Source organism: Cellulomonas humilata (assembly GCF_030814415.1).
Classification (GTDB): domain Bacteria; phylum Actinomycetota; class Actinomycetes; order Actinomycetales; family Cellulomonadaceae; genus Cellulomonas; species Cellulomonas humilata_A.
This window is the reverse complement of sequence record NZ_JAUSVB010000003.1, coordinates 34,814-54,573: the sequence shown is the minus strand read 5'-3', so window position 1 is coordinate 54,573 and position 19,760 is coordinate 34,814. Positions and strand designations below refer to the sequence as shown.

Here is a 19,760-nt window from a genome sequence, read left to right as displayed (position 1 = left end):
GGTTGCCGATGCAGGGTCGCCGGGGCAGGGTCTTTCCTGGGGTGAGAGACATGGCGAAGAAGACAGGCGTGGCCCTGGCGGTCGCGTGGCCGCTGGCCAAGAAGGTCGCGACACAGGTCAGCGTGATCGTCGCGAACAACCCCGACCTCCAGAAGCGTCTGGAGAACCTCGGCAAGAAGTTCGCCGACGTCCAACGAGCCCGGACGCCCGAGGCCAAGATCTCGCGGGCGATGGAGTCGGTGCGGGAGCAGGCGTCGATCGTCCTGAGCTCTGAGTCTCAGGGAGTCGAGTCCGTCGCCTCCGTCCAGGCCGCGGGCTGGAAGCAGCGCGCCGACCAGGTCGACCGGGCTCTGCAGATCCTCCAGCACCAGCCGCGCAAGATGCAGAAGTCGCAGCTCCCCCGCATCGCGGCGATGGCGGACTCGCTCGTCGCGGAGGTCCTGACGTCGCTCATCGACGAGGTCGACAGCGAGCAGGGTCAGATCGGCGGGACTTGACCCGCGCGAGTGGAGACCGTGACCGTGAACTTCGGGTCGCGGCTGACCTGCCGGGTAGGTCCGACGACGCGCTCCAGCGCCGGCCGGTAGCGCAGGTGCGAGTTCCACACCACCCACAGCTCGCCGCCGGGTGTGAGGATTCGCGCGGCCTCCGCGAACAGCGCCCTGGCCACCCCGTCGTGCACCGCGGCACCGACGTGAAAGGGCGGGTTGAGCAGCACGACATCGGCGCTCGCGTCGGGAACTGTTTCAGCGCCGTTCGCGCGCACGACGACGACTCGGCCCTCCAGGCCGTTCGCCGCGACCGTGGCTTTGGCGGAGGCCACCGCGGCGGCGGACTCGTCGGTCGCCGTGACCGTCACCTTCTCGTTAGCCCGGGCCAGGAGAGCAGCCAGGACCCCTGTTCCGCAGCCGAGGTCGACGGCCGACGTGACCTCCGTCGGGATCGTATCGAGGTGCTGCAGCAGGGCCCGAGTGCCGATGTCGATCCCCGTTCCGGCGAACGCGCCGCCATGGGCGCACACGGTGATGCCGAGGTCCGGGTGCTCCCTGTATTCAGGCCAGCGGTTTGCCGGGCGCTCGTCCTTCGGCCGCGGTGTGGTCGCGACGAGCACCCGCGACTTCTGCCTTGCCAGGTGCGCCTGCACGGTAGAGAAGTGGCGCCCGAGGATGTCGTTCATCGCCGTCGTCATGTGCTTGACCCGCCCGCCCGCCACGACGACCACATCGGGATCCGCGTGCTCAGCGATCAGGCCTGCAATCTCGTCGAGCGCATCGAGCGACCTCGGGAGCTGGAGCAGCACGACCCTCGCGCCGTTGACGAGCTCCGGCGTCAGCCCGAGCTGGGCAAACCCGCCGAGACCGAGCCGCTCGGCGTTCGCCTGGAGCGCCAGCTCGCCGAGCAGCCGGTCCTGGTGCGTGCGGACACCGGAGAGCCCGTGCCGCGCGATCGCGCCGAGCGTCAGCGCGCCGTGGTGGTCGCCGATGACGACGACGCCTTCCCTGGTGCCTTCCGCCAGCGCGGGCGCGGCCTCGCCGAGGATCAGCCGGTCGCTGGCATCGACTGCGTGCAGGTTGGAAGCCTCGAGATCGGGATAGCGCCGAAGGTCGGCGAGCACGTCGGTGTTCTCGTGTCCCGCCGCCGCACTCACGCCACCGAGGCTAGCGGTCAGCATGACCGTGCTCCATGAGGCGTCGGACCGCGCTCAGGCCGCCTCCACGCGGTTGGTTTGACCTCAAGCTCCGGGTTGCGGTTGATTGACGACGCGCGTGTTCGTGTCCGGCACCGACACGACGATGGCCGACTGCTGAACCTGGCGGGGACGAGCTCGGTGCTGCATCTCACGTCGTCCACTGCGTCTGTGGCATGACCGAAAGCTATCGGCGCGTCGTGGCATCTCAGCCACGGGTCCAGACGACAGAAGCAGCCACCCGCGGGCGGGTGACTGCTTCGTCGTCGTGCACGATCGCAGCGCAGACAAGTGGAGGCGGCGGGACTCGAAAGCGCCAACAGCCGTCGGAAACCGTTGGTCTAGCGCTGTAACCTGCGCGTCCGCTACGCGGCGGAGAGTGCGGAAGGGGCGTGAACCCGCCGGTCTCCACCGGGCTCAAGGCCCTTCCAACATCGGATCCACCAGCGGACTTTGCACTCACGAGCTGACGATCGAAACGTGTGGCCTCTGCGCCCCACGCATCCCTGCCCGGCGTGCCACCTCGGCGCGGGAGCTGATCGCTCCGAGCAGAAAGGCGCACCTCGAGGGCGGCTGTGCACACATGGATGACTCAGACATGTCGACGTGGGGCTACGTCGGCGCCAACGACGCATGGCAGACCGTCTGCAATGGCAACGCGATCCACGCAGATGCTCCGTCGACGCTCGAATCTGTCAGCCCCTGCAAGGACTGCCTGAACGGCCCGCTCGGCTGAGTAAGACGCACTACTCGCCGGGTAGGAGTACGCCGGGATCGCCAAGCCCGTTCCGGGATGCCGAGCCGGCGGATCACGCGACACGACGGCTCTCGAGCGCACCTTTGCCGGGATGGTCACGGGCGCGAGTAGACCGACTCCGACTCAATGTTCGCGTGGCAGAAGTCGCTCGTAATGAACGGCCTCCAGCGACCCGTCCGGGCACAATCTGGCCGGCCTACACGTGCACGTGGGCCTCGATGATCACCACGCACCTCCCTGCCACGCTCGTACACTGACCGGCATGTCTGACGAATGGAGCTCCGAGGAGCCCGAGAACCTGCTCTCACAGACCGACGTCGTCATCGAGGGCATCAAAGATATGATCATTAGTGGCGAATTGGGTCCCGGCGATCGCCTACCCATCGAGAAGGACCTCGCCGCGGCGTTCGGCGTCTCTCGCGGCCCGCTGCGCGAAGGCGTCCGGGCCCTCGTCCTGCTCGGCGTGCTCGGCACCCGCCGTGGCAGCGGCACCTACGTCACGTCGCTCGACGCCGCCCGGCTCCTGAGCCCCGTCGGCTTCCTCGTGGACCTGTACCAGCCCTCCAGCTCGGCGCACCTGTCCGCCGTCCGCCGCGTCCTGGAGGTCGAGGCTGTCGGACATGCCGCGACCGCGGTCGGCCAGGCTGAGCTGGACATCCTGACGGCCATACTCGAAGACATCGACCGTGACCTGGCCCACGATCCGGACGGCCCGGTTCTCCAGGCCGTGATCGACGCAGACAGCCGGTTCCACGCGACGATCGCGCGGGCCGGCGGCAACCCCGTCCTCGCCGCGCTGGTCGAGAGCCTGGTCAGCCGGACGTTCCGCTCCCGCCTCTGGCGCGCGATCCACGAGCGTGGCGCCAACCGACAGACCCAGGCGGAGCACCGGGCCATCCTGGAGGCCCTGCGACGCGGGGACGCCGACGCCGCGCGGATCCAGATGGCCGCGCACCTTCTCGCTGTGGAGCAGTCCGTCGAGCATCAGGAGAACGCGTTGCCCGACCAGACGGAGCCGGAAGGGTAGGAGTGGGCGGCCACCGAGGACCCGCGCATCTGCGCGGAGTACCCCGGCCGGGACGGGAGCAGGTAGTTGCCACCCTTGACCACGCACGGGTCCGTGAAGTGCTCGTGCAGGTGGTCGACGAACTCGGTGACCCGGTTCTCCAGCGTCCCGGACACGGCGACGAAGTCGAAGATCGACAGGTGCTGCACGAGCTCGCACAACCCCACCCCGCCGGCGTGCGGGCAGACCGGCACGCCGAACTTCTTGGCCATCAGGTAGACCGCCAGGATCTCGTTGACGCTGGCTAGCCGAGCGGCGTCGAGCTGGCAGAAGTCGATCGCGTCGGCCTGGAACATCTGCTTGAACAGCACCCGGTTCATCCCGTGCTCCCCGGTGGCCACCCCGATCGGAGCGACCGCCTTGCGGATGGCAGCATGCCCGAGGACGTCGTCCGGGCTCGTCGGCTCCTCGATCCAGTACGGTTCGAACTCGGCGAGGCGGTGCACCCACTCGATCGCCTCGGGGACGTCCCAGACCTGGTTCGCGTCGATCATGAGCTTGACGTCCCAGCCGATGACCTCACGAGCGATGCGCAGGCGACGCACGTCCTCCTCGATGTCGGCACCCACCTTGAGCTTCACGTGGCGGTACCCCTCGTCGACCGCCTCCTGCAGCAGTCGCCGCAGCTTGTCGTCCGAGTACCCGAGCCAGCCGGCGGACGTGGTGTAGCACGGGTAGCCGCCCCGGGACTCGAGCTCCGCTATCCGATCGACGCGCGTGGGCTCCATCTCGGCGAGGAGCGCGACCGCCTGCTCCCGGGTGAGGACGTCCGACAGGTAGCGCAGGTCCGCCGCGGCCACCAGCTCCTCGGGCGTCATGTCGACGAGCAGGCGCCACAGCGGCTTGCCCGCACGGCGGGCAGCGAGGTCCCACAGTGCGTTCATGACGGCCGCCATGGCCAGGTGCACCACGCCCTTCTCGGGGCCGAGCCACCGCAGCTGCGAGTCGGAGGCCAGCTCGCGGTAGACCGCGCCGAGGTCCCCCACGAGCTCTGCGACGTCGCGGCCGACGAGGGGCAGCGCGCGCTGCCGCGCAGCCTCGACCGCCAGGTCGTTGCCGCGCCCGATGGTGAACGTGAACCCGTAGCCCGCGAGCGCCGCGTCGTCGGTGTCCAGGAGGACGTAGGCGGCCGAGTAGTCACCGTCCTTGTTCATGGCGTCCGAGCCGTCGCGCAGGAGCGACGTCGGGAACCGGATGTCGTAGACCCGGATGCCGGTGATGGTCGTCATGATCAGGTTCCTCGCTCTAGGGCGGTCGCCGGAAGAAGCCCGTCGGCTACGAGCTCGGTCCAGAGGTCGTCGGACACGGGTGCGGTGTAGCGGCCGACGAGGCTGGAGACGTGGTGTGCGGTGCGCATCCCCACGACGACAGACGCCACCGCCGGGGGGAGGAAGGGGAACTGCACGGCCGCGTCGGGCAGCGTGACGCCGTGCCGCTCGCACGCCGCGGCGATCCGGCGAGCACGCTGGACCAGGTTGCCGAGCTGCGACGCACCGGACCCGAGCCGGGCGAGCACTCTGCCGTGCCATGGCCTGTCGGCTCTCACGTACGACCTCGTTCGCGCTCCGGTGGATAAGTAAGATCAATGATGCCATGCGCAGGCGCAACGGCGACGTTTACTCAAGCAACTCGGCACGCTAGGGTCCGTTGGTATGACTACTTTGCCTGACGCGACCACTTCGGTCGTCGGAGTCGCCTACCTCGGTGACGCCCGGATCGACGTACGCGAAGCGGCCGCAGAGCCGCCGGCGGCCGGGCAGGTCCGGATCCGCGTGGCCTATGTGGGGCTGTGCGGCACCGACCTCCACATCGTCCACGGGGCCATGGACGCGCGGGTCAGCACGCCTCTGGTCTTCGGCCACGAGATGAGCGGGACGATCGAGAGCCTCGGCGAAGGAGTCGACGGGTGGCTCGTGGGTGACCGGGTGACCGTCATGCCGCTCGACTGGGACGGAACCTGTCCCGCGTGCGTCGCCGGCCACCAGCACATCTGCCAGAACCTCGACTTCATCGGTATCGACTCGCCCGGTGCGCTGCAGACGCTCTGGAACGTGCCGGCATCGACGGTGGTCGCGCTACCGCCGGATCTCGCCCTCGAGGTCGCGGCCCTCGTCGAGCCGACGGCCGTCGCCGTGCACGACGTGCGGCGCGGTGAGGTGGCGCCGGGCGACCGCGTGGTCGTCCTGGGCGGCGGCCCCATCGGGGTCCTGATCGCCAGCGTCGCGCGGCACATCGGTGCCCAGGTCGTCATCGCCGAGCCGGACGCCCGCCGTCGGGCGCAGATCGACGAGCTCGGCCACCTGACGATCGACCCCCGCGCCACCGACCAGGCCGCCTGGGTGACCAAGTGGACCGCCGGCGCGGGTGCCGACGTGGTGTTCGAGGTCTCCGGCGCTCCGTCAGCCGTTGCCGCGTCGACCGGGCTCGCCAAGGTGCGCGGAACGGTCGTCGTCGTCGCGATCCACGGGGCCCCGCGGGAGGTGGACCTCAAGCAGGTCTTCTGGCGGGAGCTTCGGCTCCTCGGGGCCAGGGTCTACGAGCGCACCGACTTCGAAGCCGCCGCCGAGCTGCTCGCCGCCGGCGTCGTGCCGAGCGAGCTGCTCGTGACGGCGATCGTGCCGTTGACCGGCGTGCGGGCGGCCTTCGACGACCTGGAGCAGGGCCGCGCCATGAAGATCCTCGTCGACGTCGCAGGTGCGGGCAACGAGGTGGCGGTATGAGCCCGTTCGACCTGACGGGGCGGCTCGCCGTCGTCACCGGCGCCAAGCGTGGCATCGGATTCGCCATGGCCGAGGCCCTCGCCGCAGCCGGGGCCGACGTGATCGGTGTCAGTGCCACTCTGGAACCGGTCGGCAGCGCAGTCTCGCGCGTGGTGGAGACGTACGGACGCTCCTTCGAGGGGCACGCCGTCGACTTTGCCGACCGGTCGGCCGTCCTCGCCTTCGGGCATCTTGTGGCCGAACGTGCGCCGGACATCCTTGTCAACAACGCCGGGACGATCGCTCGGAAGCCTGCCGCCGACCACCCCCTCGCCTGGTGGGACCAGGTGCTCGAGGTCAACCTGACCAGCCAGTTCGTGCTGACCCAGCTGGTGGCGGCGCCGATGCTCGAACGAGGCTCCGGCAAGATCATCTTCATCGCAAGCCTGCTGAGCTTCCAGGGAGGCATCAATGTCCCCGGGTACACAGCCTCGAAATCGGGCATCGCCGGCCTGACGAAGGCGCTCTCGAACGAATGGGCGTCCCACGGGGTGAACGTCAACGCCATCGCGCCTGGGTACGTCGACACGGACAACACCGAGGCGCTGCGCTCCGACCCGGTCCGCTCCCAGGCGATCCTCGACCGCATCCCCGCCGGCCGCTGGGGCACCGCTGCCGACCTCGGCGGTGCTGCCGTCTTCCTCGCCTCGTCGGCGTCGGACTATGTCAACGGGGTCACCCTCGCCGTGGACGGAGGCTGGCTCGGTCGGTAGCCGGCGCCTGGCTCGCCCGTGTCATCCTTCGGGCCGCGCGCTCCGCCGGCGGCGGGACCGGACGTTCCCGTCGCACACGTCAGGACAGGCCCGCGCGTACAGCGCTCGGACGCGCACGGCGAGGCGGTCCGCCGCGGTGGCGACTCCCTCGACGTGTGTCCAGTCGTCCTCGAGCTCGCCGAGACATGCATCAGCCGCGAGCTCCACTATCGACCGCTCCGGCTCGCCGAGCGACGGGATCACCGCTCGGGCGGCACGTCCTTGGAGACGATCGCGCCGGTCTCCAGCGTGACGACCATGCGGGCCAGGGTGAGCACGACATTGCGCTCGTCTCCGACCAGACCGTCCAGGAGCGGCTCGAGGCTGTCGTCGATCGAACGACGCAGATCCGCGACGGGGGCGGCCGGCACGAGCTGGTCCGGGCGGGGGCCGACGGACGTGAGCTCCAGCGGCGGGCGCGGCGGCGGATCGGTTCAGACGCCATACAAGCGCGACGCCGTGCGCCAGGACAGCTGTTCGCGCTCCGCGGGGCTGGCGGCCAGCTCGTCCAGGACAATGGACAGCCATCGCCCAGGGGCCAGCCGTCGGGGCAACATCGCCGACATCGGCCAGTCGCTGCCCACCATCGCCCGGTCCGCGCCGAACGCATCGAGCGCGACCTCGAGCCACGGGCGAACTGCGGATGCCAGGTCCTGGTCGTCACGGAGCTCGGGGGGCATCCCTGACAGCTTGACGCTCACCTGGGGTAGGGCGGCTAGCGCGCGGAGGTCCCGCTCCCAGGTTCCGTCATCACCGGTTGCGACCGGCGGCTTGGCAAGGTGATCGAGCACAACGGGCAGCTCCGGAACTTTCGCAATTAGCGCGGTCAGGGCAGCAAGCTGGTGATGTCGGATGCACGCATCGAACGGCAGTCCCGCCCGCGCGAGCGCGCGCAAGCCCTCGAGCAGGCCGGGATCCTCGAAGAACGACAGCGGCTCATCCTGTAGCAACCGGCGGATGCCGACCGTGCGGCCGGCTTCGCGCAGCGCCGCCAGATGAGTGACGACCCTGCTGCCCTGCTCTAGCGGCGCGTGGGCGACGACGCCCAGCAGCTCCGGCCAGCCGAGAGACTCGGCCCAGGCCACCTCGTCCGTCGTGCCCGCTGCGCCCGCCTCGACGAATATGAAACCGGTGGCGGCAGGCGCCGCGGCCTTGTATTCGGCCGGAAGGTAGGGGCGATCGAGCTCACCGTCCAGCCAGGAGTACTCCAAGACGGTCGGATCCCAGATGTGCACATGGCTGTCGATGAGGCGTGCGCCGTCGTTCTGGTCTGCGGCTCCGGCGGGCACGCGCACAGCAGTAGTCAGCGTGGCAGGACGCTCGCCCTGGTTCATCAGTCGACCGCACCTGCGGGAGCATCGGCGACGAGACGGAGACCCGTACGGAGTGACCGCACATGCGGCCCCTCTGGCGCTGGCCAACTCCCCGTGCGTTGGATGGCGACGATCGCATCCTCGTCGATCGCGACGCCGTTGCCGGGAAGGTCGCCGAGCACGACCCCGCCGTCGAAGAACTGCTGGTCGACCGAGATGCCGAACGGAGACCCGAGGTCTTGGACCTCGGATGAGAGGTGATTCGGAACGGCGGCCGCTGCGTGCGCGACGGCCGGGTTCGCCGTCAAGCCGACCGGGCTGATGGGGAGGTCGCGGGAGTGCGCGGCATAGGCCACTCGCAGGAAGTGCGTCACGCCCCACACGCATCCGACCTGCACGATGTCGACCGCGCCGCGATCGAAGAGCGGGGCGAACTGTTCGAGACCGGTGAGGTTCTCGCCGGTGGCGACGGCGGCGTGGACCGCGGTGCTGAGGCGCGCGTGACCAGCGGCGTCCCATCGCCGCAGCGGCTCCTCGATCCAGGTCAGGTCGCGATGCTCCTCGATTGCGGTGACATATCGCACGGCCTGTTTGAAGTTCCACGATTCGTTCGCGTCGAGCATGACCGCCGGAGCGACCGCGTTGCCGCTCAGAGCCTCGGCGACGATCCCCAGGCGTCGGATGTCGCCCCCCAGATCACGACCACCCTTGAGCTTTCCGCTGGAGAACCCTCGTTCATTCATTGTGCCGTACCAGGTCGCGAGCTGGTCGTCGTCGAGGGCGATGTCGAGACCGGAGGCATAGCCGCTCACGAAGCGGTCGCGTGCGCCGAGCAGCCGCCACAACGGTTCGCCGGCGAGCTTGGCCTTCAGGTCCCAGAGCGCCATGTCGAGTGTGCCGATTCCCCCGAACGTCGCACCCGAGTGCCCCGCCTTGAACACGCGGGCGAGCATGCGGTCGTAGAGGGCGGTCACGGCTCGAGGGTCTTCGCCTTCGATAGCAGGGAAGAGTCGGTCGATGTCCTGGTGCGACCCCATGCCGACGCCTTCGATGCCCTCGTCGGTCTCGAGGACGACGATCGAAACCTCGCTGATGCCCGGATCGATGAACCCGTTCACGTCTCCGACGGGCCGGCCCCAGTCGTGGAACGTCCGCAGACAGCGGTAACCGGTGATCTTCATGTGTCGCCCCTCGTAGATCGTCGTGGTGTGCGGGGAGCAGGGAACCACGGGCGTCCTGCCACTATCGGAATGCCAGAGGATGCTGTCGGCGGCGACCCTTGACCGCGTCGTCGCCGACCGTTCCGTTCGCTTTTCGTGATGCCTGCTCGTGGACGCGAAGAGAGGCATCGGGACACCTACGTCACGTGGTCGGGTTCTTCGTCGAGTCGCGTGGGGTTGTCGTCCCCGCCGTACCAGATCACGTCAGCCCTTCACACCGCCGGTCGCGAGACCGGTCTGCCAGAAACGTTGCAGGTACAAGAACACGATGACCAGCGGGATGATCGACAGGAACGCGCCGGCGATCACGGTCGAGAACAGCGCTTGTGCGCCACCGCCCGCCGCCGAGGTCGCCTGCTGCTGCGCGAGTCCGACCGTCAGGGGCAATAGCCTTCCGCTATTGAGCATGATGAGCGGCAAGAAGTAGTTGTTCCAGGTAGCCACGAATGTGAACAGCATCACCGTGACCATGCCAGGCGCGAGCAGGCGCAGGGAAACCGTCCAGAAGATCCGGTATTCGCCCGCGCCATCCACTCGTGCAGCCTGCATGAGCGAGTCAGGTACGGCATCGGCCGCGTACACGCGCATGAGGAACACGCCGAACGGACTCACGAGCGAAGGCAGGATGACGGCCCACGGCGTATCGGTGAGGTGCGCCGACGAGAACAGCAGATAGGTGGGGATCGCCAGTGCCGTGAGCGGGATCATGATCGCGCCCAAAGTGATGGCGAACAGCAACTTGTCACCCGGGAACTTGTACTTTGCGAACGCATAGCCCGCCATCGTCGCGAGCGCGGTCGCGCCGACCGCGGCCACGCCCGCGTATATGCCCGTGTTCAGCGCCCAACGCGCGTAGATGCCGTCCTGGTACGCGAACACGGCCCTGATGTTCGCGAAAAGGTTGAAGTCATGGCCAAACCACAGCCCGAAGGTGGTGAACAGGTCGCTGTTGTCTTTTGTCGCGGACATGAAGAGCCAGATGAGCGGCACGATGAAGTAGAGCACGCTCAACCACATCACCAGGGTGAGCAGATTGCTGCGGCGCTTTCCGCGACTGGCCGCCTTGCGGCGCTTGTCGCTCTTGGACGGCGTGCGGGGTGGCGCTGTCACCGGGGTCAGCTGGGCGGTCACGACTGGACCTCCCTCTTGTGCATGCTCAGTTGCACGACGTACGAGACGATCATGATGACGAAGCCGAGCAGGAATGCGATCGCCGCAGCGTAATTGATGTCCTGGTTCACGAACGCGACGTTGAAGGCGTAGAAGTTGGGCGTGAACCCCTGCGTGATCGCGGTAGGAGCGATCTCCACCAGCAGTTTCGGTTCGTTGAAGATCTGGAAGCTCCCGATGACCGAGAAGATGATGGTCAGGAAGATGGCGGGCCAAATCATAGGGATCTTCACGCTCCAGGCCAGTCGCCATTGGCTCGCGCCGTCGATCTCGGCGGCCTCGTGCAGCTCGGAGGGAATCGACTTGAGCGCCGCATACAGGATGATCATGTTGTAGCCGACGAACGCCCACGTAACGATGTTCATGATCGAGAACAAGATGAGCTGATCCGACAGAAAGTCAGTAGGGGGCAACCCGAGTGCGCGGGTGATCTGGCCAGTGAGTCCGAAGTCCTGCCCGTAGATGTAGCCCCACATGAGCACGGCGACGACGCCGGGCACCGCGAAGGGCAAGAAGATGAGCAGCCGCACCGCCTTGCTGCCGCGCGCTCGACCGGAGTCGAGCGCGAGCGCGAAGAACAGCGCGAGCCCGAGCATGATGGGCACCTGTACCAAGAGAATGAGCGCCGTGCGTCCGAGTCCGAAGAGGAAGGCGGGATCCTGGAACGCGCGCACATAGTTTCCGAAGGCGACGAATTTCACGCCGCCGACGAGCTTGTGCGCGAAGAAGCTCAGGTAGCCCGAGTAGGCGAGCGGTGCGATGAACATCGTCGCGAACACGGCAAAGAATGGGAGGATGAATCCGTACGCGACGAGGTGCTGCTTGCGCTGGATCGCGTTGGTCATCTCGAGCTCCTTCGATCAGGTGATGGTTCGGCGGGAGCGGCCCGGGGTGTGATCCCCGGGCCGCCCGCTTTCTATCCGTTGACCGTGAAGCCCTGCTGCTGTGCATAGTCGACGAGCGCGTCCTGCCAGGCATCCAGGCCCGCAGCGAGATCGCCCTTGGCCGCGACGGCGGCCCCGAACGTCTCATTGAAGCTGGAGTAGGCGAACTCCATGAACGGCAGCCACTGCCAATCGGTGTCTACCGTTGTGGAGATGTCCGCGAAGAGCTTGTTGACCTGCTGTCCACCGTAGAAGTCAGACTCTTGGTCGACGAAGACCGGGTCCTCGAGTACCGAGATCGCCGTCGGGAAGAAGTTCTGCTGGGTCGTGAACAGCAACGCTGGCTCTTGCGCGCTGTTGATCCACTTCGCCAACTCGTAGGCCGCGATCGGGTTCTTTGTGGTCTTGAGCACCGCGTCGGCTGAACCGCCCTGGTTGCCCGAGGCCGGCTTGCTCGTGTCCCACTGCGGCAGCGGCGCGGCGCGCCACAGGCCCGACGTGTCCTCCGCGGCACCGGAGAGGAAGACCGGAGCCCACGCCGCCGTCAGCCAGCCGGCATACTTGCCCTGGTTGAGACCCTGGTACCACTCGTCGTTGAAGTCAGGGTCGATGGAGACGAGATCGTTCTGGATCATGTCCTGCCAGTAGGCCATGACTTCCTTCGCCTCCGGGCTGTTCACGTTGATCGTGACATTCTCACTTCCGTCATAGCCGAACGGCTTGACACCCGCCTGCCACAACAGCCCGAGCCACCCTGCGCCCTGGCCCGGCGCCATGTTGGAGATGTAGGAGTCCGTGTTCGCGCGCACCTTCTCCGCCGCGGTCTTGTAGTCCGCCCACGTTGCGGGCGGCTCAGTGACGCCTGCCGCGGTCATGATGTCCTCGCGGTACAGGTTGCCCATGGGCCCCGAGTCCTGCGGGATCGCCAGCACCTGGTCGCCAGAGACGACCTGCTTCCAGACCCACGGCACGTAATCGTCCGCGATGCCTGCCGCACCGTACGGCGTGAGATCGAGCAGCTCGCCGGTCTGTGCGAACGACGAGATGAACTGGTACTCGAGCTGAACCACGTCTGGACCGCCCGTGCCAGCTTTCGAAGCGGTGCGCACCTTTGAATAGTGATCCAGGCCCTGGCCGACGTTCTCGACCTTGACGTGAATCTCCGGATACTCCTTCTCGAACATGTCGACCTGGTCCTGAACGTCGGGCACCCAGGTCCAAAAGGTCAGATCGGTCGGCGTGTTCAGCGCTTCTTCGCGTTGCGCATCCGTGATCTCATCGCTGGTTCCACCCGTGTTATCCGAGCCCGGATCTGTGTCTGACGTGCAACCGGCGAGCGTCAATGCTGCCACGGCGGCGATCGAGGTGATCGCGACCGCGGCCTTGCGTGCTCCTTGCCTCATGATTGCTCGATTCTCTCTGGTTCTGGGATGTACACGGCCCCGGATTTGGGGTCGCGTTGCTCGACGAGGACGGTGACGTCCCACGGTTCGAGAACGATCGGTTCTTCCCCGCTCCGTTGCGGCGGGTGAGCGGTGGCGGGCTCGGGTGACCAGTTGCTGATGAACCAGACGCGCTCGCCGCCACTGCTGCCGGAGGTGACCGTGACCGGGGCGTCCAGCTGCCATTCGCTCGCGCTCGCGATCGGTACGGCCCAGCGAAGAATGGATGTCGCAAGCGCGAGGTCGGGCAGCGTGCCCACGTAGGTGACGCGCCCGGCGCCGTGCTCGCGCGAGGTCACCACGGGTCGGCCCGCGTAGATGCCCGAGGAGTACACGGCCACAACATCGGCGCCGTCGGCGACGAGCGCATCCGCCCAACCCTCGGCTCGGCCGCCACCGAAGGTGGCGCCGTCGATGCCGACCGGAGCGTCGAGCGTGGAGTACTCGTCGTACCAGACCCCCGCCGCGGCGGCGAGACGCCCGGGCGCTCGCTCGGGCCTTGCCCTGGCGAGCTGGTCACCGTAGCCGGTTCGGATGCCGACCACGAGGTGCCCGCCTGCCTCCGCGTAACGCACGAGGGCGTCGAGCATGCCGTCATCGGCGACGTAGAGGGTCGGCACGACGAGGGTGGGGAACTCGGCCACGAAGTCCTCCGCGTCGCGCTCCCGGAACTGGTCTGCGTGCACGATCCGACTCTGGATACCCGCCTCGAAACCCGCGCGGTAGTAGCGGTCGAAGATCCGCAGGTACGACGTGCGATCCGGGCCGCCCTCGGCGTCGGCGAGCGGCGGGTAGAACTCGAAGCTCTGTTTGGTGTCGATCGAGTAGAGCAGCGCGACATCGGCATCGGGCGTGAAACCCTCGAGCACTGGCCCGAGGTCGCGCAACCGGCGACCGAGCTCCGCGATCTCACGGTAGATGCGACCGGGTTGGCCACTGTGCGGCAGCACCCCGCCCCAGTAGGTTTCGATGCCGTAGTGGGGTGTCTGCCACTGCCAGTACTCGATCATCCGAGCGCCGCGGGCAACGAGCGCGAGGCCCGCGAGCGCGATCTGGCCCGGGTACGGCGTGTGGTGTTGCCAGTGGGACTGCCCGATGGACTGCGCATTCGTCTCGGTGACCAGGAACGGAGCCTGTGCCGAGCTGTACATGCGGTCACCCTGCTCAAAGAGTGCCCACACTCCGGACGACCACCACTTTGCGGTTCGCGGCACCTCGACCCCGATGCGGAGTGCCTCCTGCATCAGGTAGTAAGGATTACCCGCCGTGACATCGAGTTGCTGCACGAGCTGGCGGTCGTCCATCGCCGGGCGTTCGTACGAGATGCAGGTCGTGACGAACTGGCGGGGACCCGCGTACTCGCGCACGATGCGGGCCTGCCACGCGATGAACTCCGTGACGAGCTCGGCCTGGTAGCGGCGCCACTCGAGCTGGTACTGCGGCGAGTGGTTGCCATCGGGACGCCAGAGCTCGTCCCAGCTGCGGATCCGCTGCGACCAGAACGTGAGCCCCCATTCGCGGTTGAGCGTCTCGACATCCCCGTACCGGCCTTCGAGCCAGCTCAGGAAGCCATCGAACACGCGCTGGTTGTGCAGCAGGAACGGGCCAGGCTCGTTGTCGACCTGGTAGCCGATGATCGCGGGGTGGCTCGCATACTTCGCGACGATCGCCCGGATGACGCCCTCCGCGTGCTGCCGGAACAGGGGATGCGTGATGTCGACCTCTTGGCGCCACCCCCAGGGATGACGCACCCCAGTGGCCTCCTCGCCCGCGAGCTCCGGATCCATCGCGCGCAGCCACGGGGGGACGGCATAGGTTGGCGTACCGAGCACGACCGAGATGCCGCGGGCATGCGCACCGTCGAGCACAGGCTGCAGCCAGTCGAGGTGATACACCCCCGGCTCTGGCTCCCACGTCGCCCACACAGACTCGCCCACGCGAATGACCGAGAAGGAAGCCTCGGCCATCAGGTCAAGGTCGCGCTCGAGGTCACCGTTGACGCGGTACTCGTCGTAGAAGGCTGCTCCGAACAGGATGCGGTCAGGTAGCAGGTGCGCGTCGGCCAAGAGCTCACTCCATTGTGGCTGGGTTGCGGCGATGTTATCGGCAACATCCTGTGGACATCATGATGTTGCCGGTAACATCGTGCTGTCAAGCCCCGGCCTCGTCCTCCCATGGTCGTGCTGTGCCGGTGACGTGAAAAGTGCTCCTGACCTGGGATGACGTAGTTTGTCGAGGGCCGTGTCATCGCAGTTCGAGGAGCACGTTCGATCCCTACGACCTCGAGCACGACTCCGGCGAGTGGAACCGGCGCCCACCCGCACGAGAGCGGGCCAGTCCGTCACACTCAAGCGCCAAGATCGGACGCGTGACCACCGAGCCGTGCTCGACCCGATGACGGATCGAGGCCAGCCGGTAACGTCATGGTTTCGAGACCTCATCGCGGCGGAGGAAAGATGATCGAGGCGCAACCAAGCGTCGAACGGCCAGCCACGATCTATGACGTGGCGCGAGTTGCCGGCGTGTCCCACGCGACCGTGACCAGGTTGCTGAAGGGCTACACGGGAATCCGCCCCGACACGCGCGACCGCGTCGCCAAGGCGATCCGCGAACTCGGCTACAGGCCCAATCTCAACGCCCGCTCGCTGACGACGGGCCGCTCGCACAGGATCGCTACGCTCACCCATGAGATCACGCAGGTCGGTCCGAACAAGATCCTCGAGGGCGCCAACATGGCCGCCCGCGATGCCGGCTACTTGCTAGACGTCATCACGCTGGATGTGCACGACCCCGCAGCGATTCGCGAGTCCATCGACCTCGCATCGCAGTTCGACCTCGCCGGGGTGCTGGCGCTCTCGTCGACCGACGAGGTGACGAACGCGGTGGAGACGACGACGTTCCGGGTGCCCCTCTACCTGGCCACAGGCACAGACAAGAGGCCGACCGACTCCACGCCCGCTGGAAATGGCCTCTTCGCCGTGCTGCGTCACCTCGCCGATCTCGGTCACCGTGATGTCGTGCACATCGCCGGCCCGCACGATTGGGTGGGGGCGCGCAACCGCATCCGCGAGTACGAGGCCGCGGTCATCGAGCTCGGCCTGCGCTCTCGCGGGGTCATTCACGGAGATTGGTCCGCCCGCTCCGGCTACGGGGCAATCGCGTCTTGGCCGGACGAACTGCCCGCGACGGCGTTCGTCGCAGCTAACGACCAGACTGCGCTCGGTGTCATCCTCGCCCTCAACGAGCGCGGCTACCGTGTACCGGACGACGTGAGCGTGACGGGAGTCGATGACATCCCGGAGGCAGCGTACTTCTCGCCGCCACTCACGACCCTTCGGCTCGATTTCACAGCCCAGGGCAGGGAGGCGGTGCAGCAGCTGCTTGCGCGCATCGACGGCGTAGCGCCCCCGCCGCTTCCACCACGACGCTCCGAGCTGATCGTGCGTCGTTCGACCGGCCCAGTCCGGCCACGCGTCTAAACCCAGCAGGAGGTGGCGGGAATCGAAGGCGCTGGGAGCCGTCTGGAACCGTTGGACCAGGGCTGTCACCTGCGGGTCCGCTCTCGACCGACTCGGGCGAATCTCGTCGATTCGGGTTCGTCCGTTGACAGAGTCAACACGGCCCCTTTACCGCCTGATTGCAGCCTCCGAGGAGCGTTTCGGCGAATCGCGGTCTTGTCGCCAGTGTCATTGCACAAATCCCGGAGTAGTGATCCGGTCCCGACTACGGGCCGCAACGCTGACACGGCGCCCTGTTCCAGGGTATGCCAGCACGCACCGCCCCGTCGACAGCTCTCATCTGAGACGTTCCAGCCCGACGGATCACGGCGTATGCGAAAGGGGGCGCGACCGATCGCGAACACCGGAGCGCCTACCCGCGCGGACGGTTGCAGGAGGCACGCACGCCCGAGTCGGGTGGCGGTATCCGGACCGGCGACCAACGCCGCCGAGGATTGACTCCGGCAAGCAACAGAGAGCCCACTTGGGTCCTCACGGCGCTCAGTTCCATCTTCGGCGACGTGCCCAGCAAATGCGCCTGGCGCGACGGACGCAGCAGGAGGAAGATCTGGTTATGGGACCCGGGGACGTGGGCTCATTGACTGGCGGACTCGGCCGACCGGCTACATCGGCGGAGCTACTTGGCCGCTCTCCGCACATATCCATTGACGTCCCGCCGGACGGGCCGCGGCGAGCCACAGGGCCGCCAGGGGATCTGAATCGACAATGAGTGCGCCATCGCCGCTCGGCCACCATCGGCGAGCATGACTTGTGTACATTCGGAGCAATACGGTATGGCTCAAACAACACACGGGAGCTCTGGTGGAACCCCAGGTCGTTGCGGCGCTTTTGGCGGGCCTCGCATCACTCGTCGTAGCGATAATTAGCTTGGCTTCAAGCAGGGGGCAGGACCATCGCCTCAAGGAGCTGGAAAAGTTCAAAGCAAATCTCGCACAAGTCGCCGTCGTTGAGAAAGCTCGCGTCGACTATCAGTATGACGCTCGGCGCCACCTTTACGAGAAGTTTGAGCCAGCCGTGTTTCAATTGCTTGACCACGCCGATTATGCCCTGGACAGGATAAAGAACCTTACCAACTCTGAAGTCTGGAAGTTCTTCGCAGATGGCGAGCCGGAACCGCCCAACGAGTTGAGGCGCCCGCCAATGGTGAGGCCGAAATATGAAGTCGTGTCCACCCTCTATGGCCTCTACGCGCCGCTCGCGATCGTGCGAACCATGGGTCGCGGGCTGACCCAATTTGATCTCTCGCTAGAGTCGCGAATCGAATTTCAATACTATCTCGCGACCAAGCTCTACGGCTCGTTCAAAGATGATGCGAATCTAGCATCCATTAGCCCCCGCCTTCAATATCGACCGTCGGCGAAGGACTGGCGGATACTGCGAGAAGAGGAGCCGCAGATCTATTGGTGGCAGGGCCTGACGATGGGCAGACTTGAGTCCTCCCTGGACCTTCTGGTCGCGCCCACGGCACGTAACGGCAATCCGGGCCGACTCCTGAGTTTCGGCGAATTCGAGACCCTATGTGTAGATCTCTACCAAGGGAGCGGCGAGGAGTATCAGCGAAAGGCGCTTGCCGTCGCAGCCAATGCTCTATACCAGTTTCGCGCAAGAGATCGTCCGGTTTATTGGCGCATGCTCATTGCGCAGGCGCGCCTATATCAGGCACTCCTGCGCACGCGCTCACCTTCCTTCCGCGTGCCGGATGGCAATTGGGATTTCCTATTTCACCTTGAGGACTCGGGCGGATTCGAGTGGCGCGACAATCCGGGTCGCCCCCTGGAGGAGACACTCGCAGTGACGAACGTCTACTTGACGGAACACGTAGTGAGTCCGTGGCGCTCCCTCCATGACGCGCTACGCAATCATCGGGAGGGCTCGAGCCGCGACTCGTAGAAGTCGCTGCCGCGGCGAGTGAGCAACGGGCAGTGCCAACGTTGGGTCACATTCATGCGCGCCAGCGCGGCTCCTGGTCCGCACTCCTCTCGTCCCGGCGGTTGTGAAGCGTTGCGCGGCGCTGCCACTCGGCGTCCACCTTCTCATCAGACAGAAGCGGCGGCTTATTGATGATGTCGCGCTTCCTGTCGCGGAGGGCGGCAAAGTCCCGCAAGAGCAACGCGCGCTCGACCTTGGACAGCTCGTATCGGACGACGTAGTAGCCCGCGTCGTACGCCGTCGAACGCGGACCCGACCCGGCCCACCGAGGCCAGCACCCCCGAGGTGCGCAGTGCCTTGCCGAACTCATACGACGTGCGTCGACGACCACGGCCAGGTAGATGAACTCTTCCCAGGTGCGCCGGTAGGTGATGTCCTCGACCCAGAGCCTGTTCGGTACCGGGGCGGTGAACTGGCGAGCGACCAAGTCCGGGGCGGTCGCGGTCGAGATGTCCGCCGCCCGTACTTGCCTCGCAGGCGCCGGCGCGCGCCCTCGATGCCGGCCACGCGGATCAGGCGGGCGACGTGCTTGTGGTTCCCAGAAGTGTCCGCGGTCGCAAACCTCGGCGGTCAGGCGGCGATCACCGTTGACGCCGCGGTGCTCGACGAGCGCCTCTCGGGCGACGTGCACCCGCTGGGCCTCGTCGACCTCGGCTGGCGTCGGACCACCGCCAAGGGCAGCCAACGCTTAGAAGTTGGGCGTCTTCACCCGGCACAGGCGAGGGACACCGAAGGTGGTCTTCTCCGAGTCGATGAACGCCAACGCCGGGCTCCAGCTCACTGACCGGTTTCCATGGCGAAGAGGAGCGGCGGGACAAGATCGACACGCCGTACCTGTGACGACATGGTCGAGTCCAACCGCTCGCCCTTCTGCGGCCCTTGTATTGCCCTGTCGCAACCGGGACCGCGGGTGGCTCGCTCGACGTGACACTAGGCGGCAGGGGTGGACATCAAGATGACGAGCAACCTCGCGGGATCCTCCAGCAGGAGTCGCATCTCAGCTGTTGATGGTGCGACCGCAATGAGATCTGGCGACACTCTCGCGGTGTCGCAGTTGGGCACCCCGACTCGCAGCCTGCCCCCCGCGTGGAAGAGGCAGCAGCGGCCGCCCTACCGTGTGGGCACGCTCGACGAGATTTCGACTGCGTCGGTGTCTCAGTTGGCCAGTGGGTCTCAGTTGGTTCGCAAAGATGGTCGCGTAGCGAGCAACAGCAGCACGGATGCTGCGGTCCGTTCGACGACGGTGCCTCTATCGACCCGGCG

17 protein-coding genes are annotated in these 19,760 nt (G+C 66.8%); 6 read left to right on the top strand and 11 right to left on the bottom strand.

The features are described 5' to 3' along the window. The first annotated feature begins 50 nt into the window (after positions 1-50). Positions 51-497 (top strand): hypothetical protein, encoded by a 447-nt coding sequence (locus J2X26_RS11295; protein WP_307492324.1) that lies wholly within the window; start codon positions 51-53, stop codon positions 495-497. On the opposite strand, the gene J2X26_RS11290 is transcribed toward J2X26_RS11295, so the two are convergent. Beyond that, positions 479-1,648, bottom strand: a complete 1,170-nt coding sequence (locus tag J2X26_RS11290; RefSeq protein ID WP_307492323.1) for a class I SAM-dependent methyltransferase — start codon at positions 1,646-1,648, stop codon at positions 479-481. The genes J2X26_RS11295 and J2X26_RS11290 overlap by 19 nt on opposite strands. A gap of 1,058 nt (positions 1,649-2,706) precedes the next feature. On the opposite strand from J2X26_RS11290, the gene J2X26_RS11285 reads away from it, so the two are divergent. Further along, a complete protein-coding gene (locus J2X26_RS11285) occupies positions 2,707-3,471 on the top strand; it encodes a FadR/GntR family transcriptional regulator (RefSeq protein WP_307492321.1) in 765 nt (254 codons plus the stop codon). Here the strand turns inward: J2X26_RS11285 and J2X26_RS11280 are convergent. Together J2X26_RS11280 and J2X26_RS11275 are read right to left on the bottom strand one after the other, a co-directional pair. After that, positions 3,429-4,739 (bottom strand): L-fuconate dehydratase, encoded by a 1,311-nt coding sequence (locus J2X26_RS11280; RefSeq protein WP_307492319.1) that lies wholly within the window; start codon positions 4,737-4,739, stop codon positions 3,429-3,431. The genes J2X26_RS11285 and J2X26_RS11280 overlap by 43 nt on opposite strands. Before the next feature lie 2 nt (positions 4,740-4,741). Next, on the bottom strand, positions 4,742-5,056 hold the full coding sequence (locus J2X26_RS11275) for a hypothetical protein (RefSeq protein ID WP_307492318.1): 315 nt from the start codon (positions 5,054-5,056) through the stop codon (positions 4,742-4,744). Between the two features lie 106 nt (positions 5,057-5,162). Between J2X26_RS11275 and J2X26_RS11270 the strand changes: the two genes are divergently transcribed. Together J2X26_RS11270 and J2X26_RS11265 are read left to right on the top strand one after the other, a co-directional pair. Continuing rightward, positions 5,163-6,230, top strand: coding sequence for a zinc-dependent alcohol dehydrogenase (locus tag J2X26_RS11270; protein WP_307492316.1), 1,068 nt, complete (start codon positions 5,163-5,165; stop codon positions 6,228-6,230). Then, a complete protein-coding gene (locus J2X26_RS11265) occupies positions 6,227-6,982 on the top strand; it encodes an SDR family oxidoreductase (RefSeq protein ID WP_307492315.1) in 756 nt (251 codons plus the stop codon). Before J2X26_RS11270 ends, J2X26_RS11265 begins: the two co-directional genes overlap by 4 nt. Before the next feature lie 239 nt (positions 6,983-7,221). Here J2X26_RS11265 and J2X26_RS11260 read toward each other — a convergent pair whose 3' ends face one another. The 7 genes from J2X26_RS11260 to J2X26_RS11230 all read right to left on the bottom strand — a co-directional run bounded on the left by J2X26_RS11260 (position 7,222) and on the right by J2X26_RS11230 (position 15,116). Continuing rightward, the gene (locus J2X26_RS11260) at positions 7,222-7,392 is read right to left on the bottom strand and encodes an aminoglycoside adenylyltransferase domain-containing protein (RefSeq protein ID WP_307492314.1); all 171 of its coding nucleotides are present in this window, start codon (positions 7,390-7,392) and stop codon (positions 7,222-7,224) included. Between the two features lie 63 nt (positions 7,393-7,455). Next, positions 7,456-8,355 carry an amidohydrolase family protein gene (locus J2X26_RS11255; protein WP_307492313.1) on the bottom strand — a complete coding sequence of 300 codons (900 nt, stop codon included), beginning with the start codon at positions 8,353-8,355 and terminating at the stop codon, positions 7,456-7,458. Then, positions 8,355-9,515, bottom strand: coding sequence for a mandelate racemase/muconate lactonizing enzyme family protein (locus J2X26_RS11250; RefSeq protein ID WP_307492311.1), 1,161 nt, complete (start codon positions 9,513-9,515; stop codon positions 8,355-8,357). The genes J2X26_RS11255 and J2X26_RS11250 overlap by 1 nt, the downstream gene beginning before the upstream one ends. Before the next feature lie 243 nt (positions 9,516-9,758). Beyond that, a complete protein-coding gene (locus J2X26_RS11245; protein ID WP_307492310.1) occupies positions 9,759-10,685 on the bottom strand; it encodes a carbohydrate ABC transporter permease in 927 nt (308 codons plus the stop codon). Further along, positions 10,682-11,569, bottom strand: coding sequence for a carbohydrate ABC transporter permease (locus J2X26_RS11240; protein WP_307492308.1), 888 nt, complete (start codon positions 11,567-11,569; stop codon positions 10,682-10,684). The genes J2X26_RS11245 and J2X26_RS11240 overlap by 4 nt, the downstream gene beginning before the upstream one ends. A 71-nt stretch (positions 11,570-11,640) precedes the next feature. Beyond that, complete coding sequence (locus tag J2X26_RS11235; protein WP_307492307.1) at positions 11,641-13,011, bottom strand: ABC transporter substrate-binding protein; 1,371 nt, start codon at positions 13,009-13,011, stop codon at positions 11,641-11,643. Further along, the gene (locus J2X26_RS11230; protein WP_307492306.1) at positions 13,008-15,116 is read right to left on the bottom strand and encodes a beta-galactosidase; all 2,109 of its coding nucleotides are present in this window, start codon (positions 15,114-15,116) and stop codon (positions 13,008-13,010) included. The genes J2X26_RS11235 and J2X26_RS11230 overlap by 4 nt, the downstream gene beginning before the upstream one ends. Positions 15,117-15,506: 390 nt before the next feature. Between J2X26_RS11230 and J2X26_RS11225 the strand changes: the two genes are divergently transcribed. Then, complete coding sequence (locus J2X26_RS11225; RefSeq protein ID WP_307492305.1) at positions 15,507-16,529, top strand: LacI family DNA-binding transcriptional regulator; 1,023 nt, start codon at positions 15,507-15,509, stop codon at positions 16,527-16,529. Positions 16,530-17,369: 840 nt separating this feature from the next. Continuing rightward, complete coding sequence (locus tag J2X26_RS11220) at positions 17,370-18,458, top strand: hypothetical protein (protein ID WP_307492304.1); 1,089 nt, start codon at positions 17,370-17,372, stop codon at positions 18,456-18,458. Positions 18,459-18,510: 52 nt separating this feature from the next. Here J2X26_RS11220 and J2X26_RS11215 read toward each other — a convergent pair whose 3' ends face one another. Beyond that, positions 18,511-19,182, bottom strand: a complete 672-nt coding sequence (locus J2X26_RS11215; RefSeq protein WP_307492303.1) for a hypothetical protein — start codon at positions 19,180-19,182, stop codon at positions 18,511-18,513. Positions 19,183-19,760: the final 578 nt, after the last annotated feature.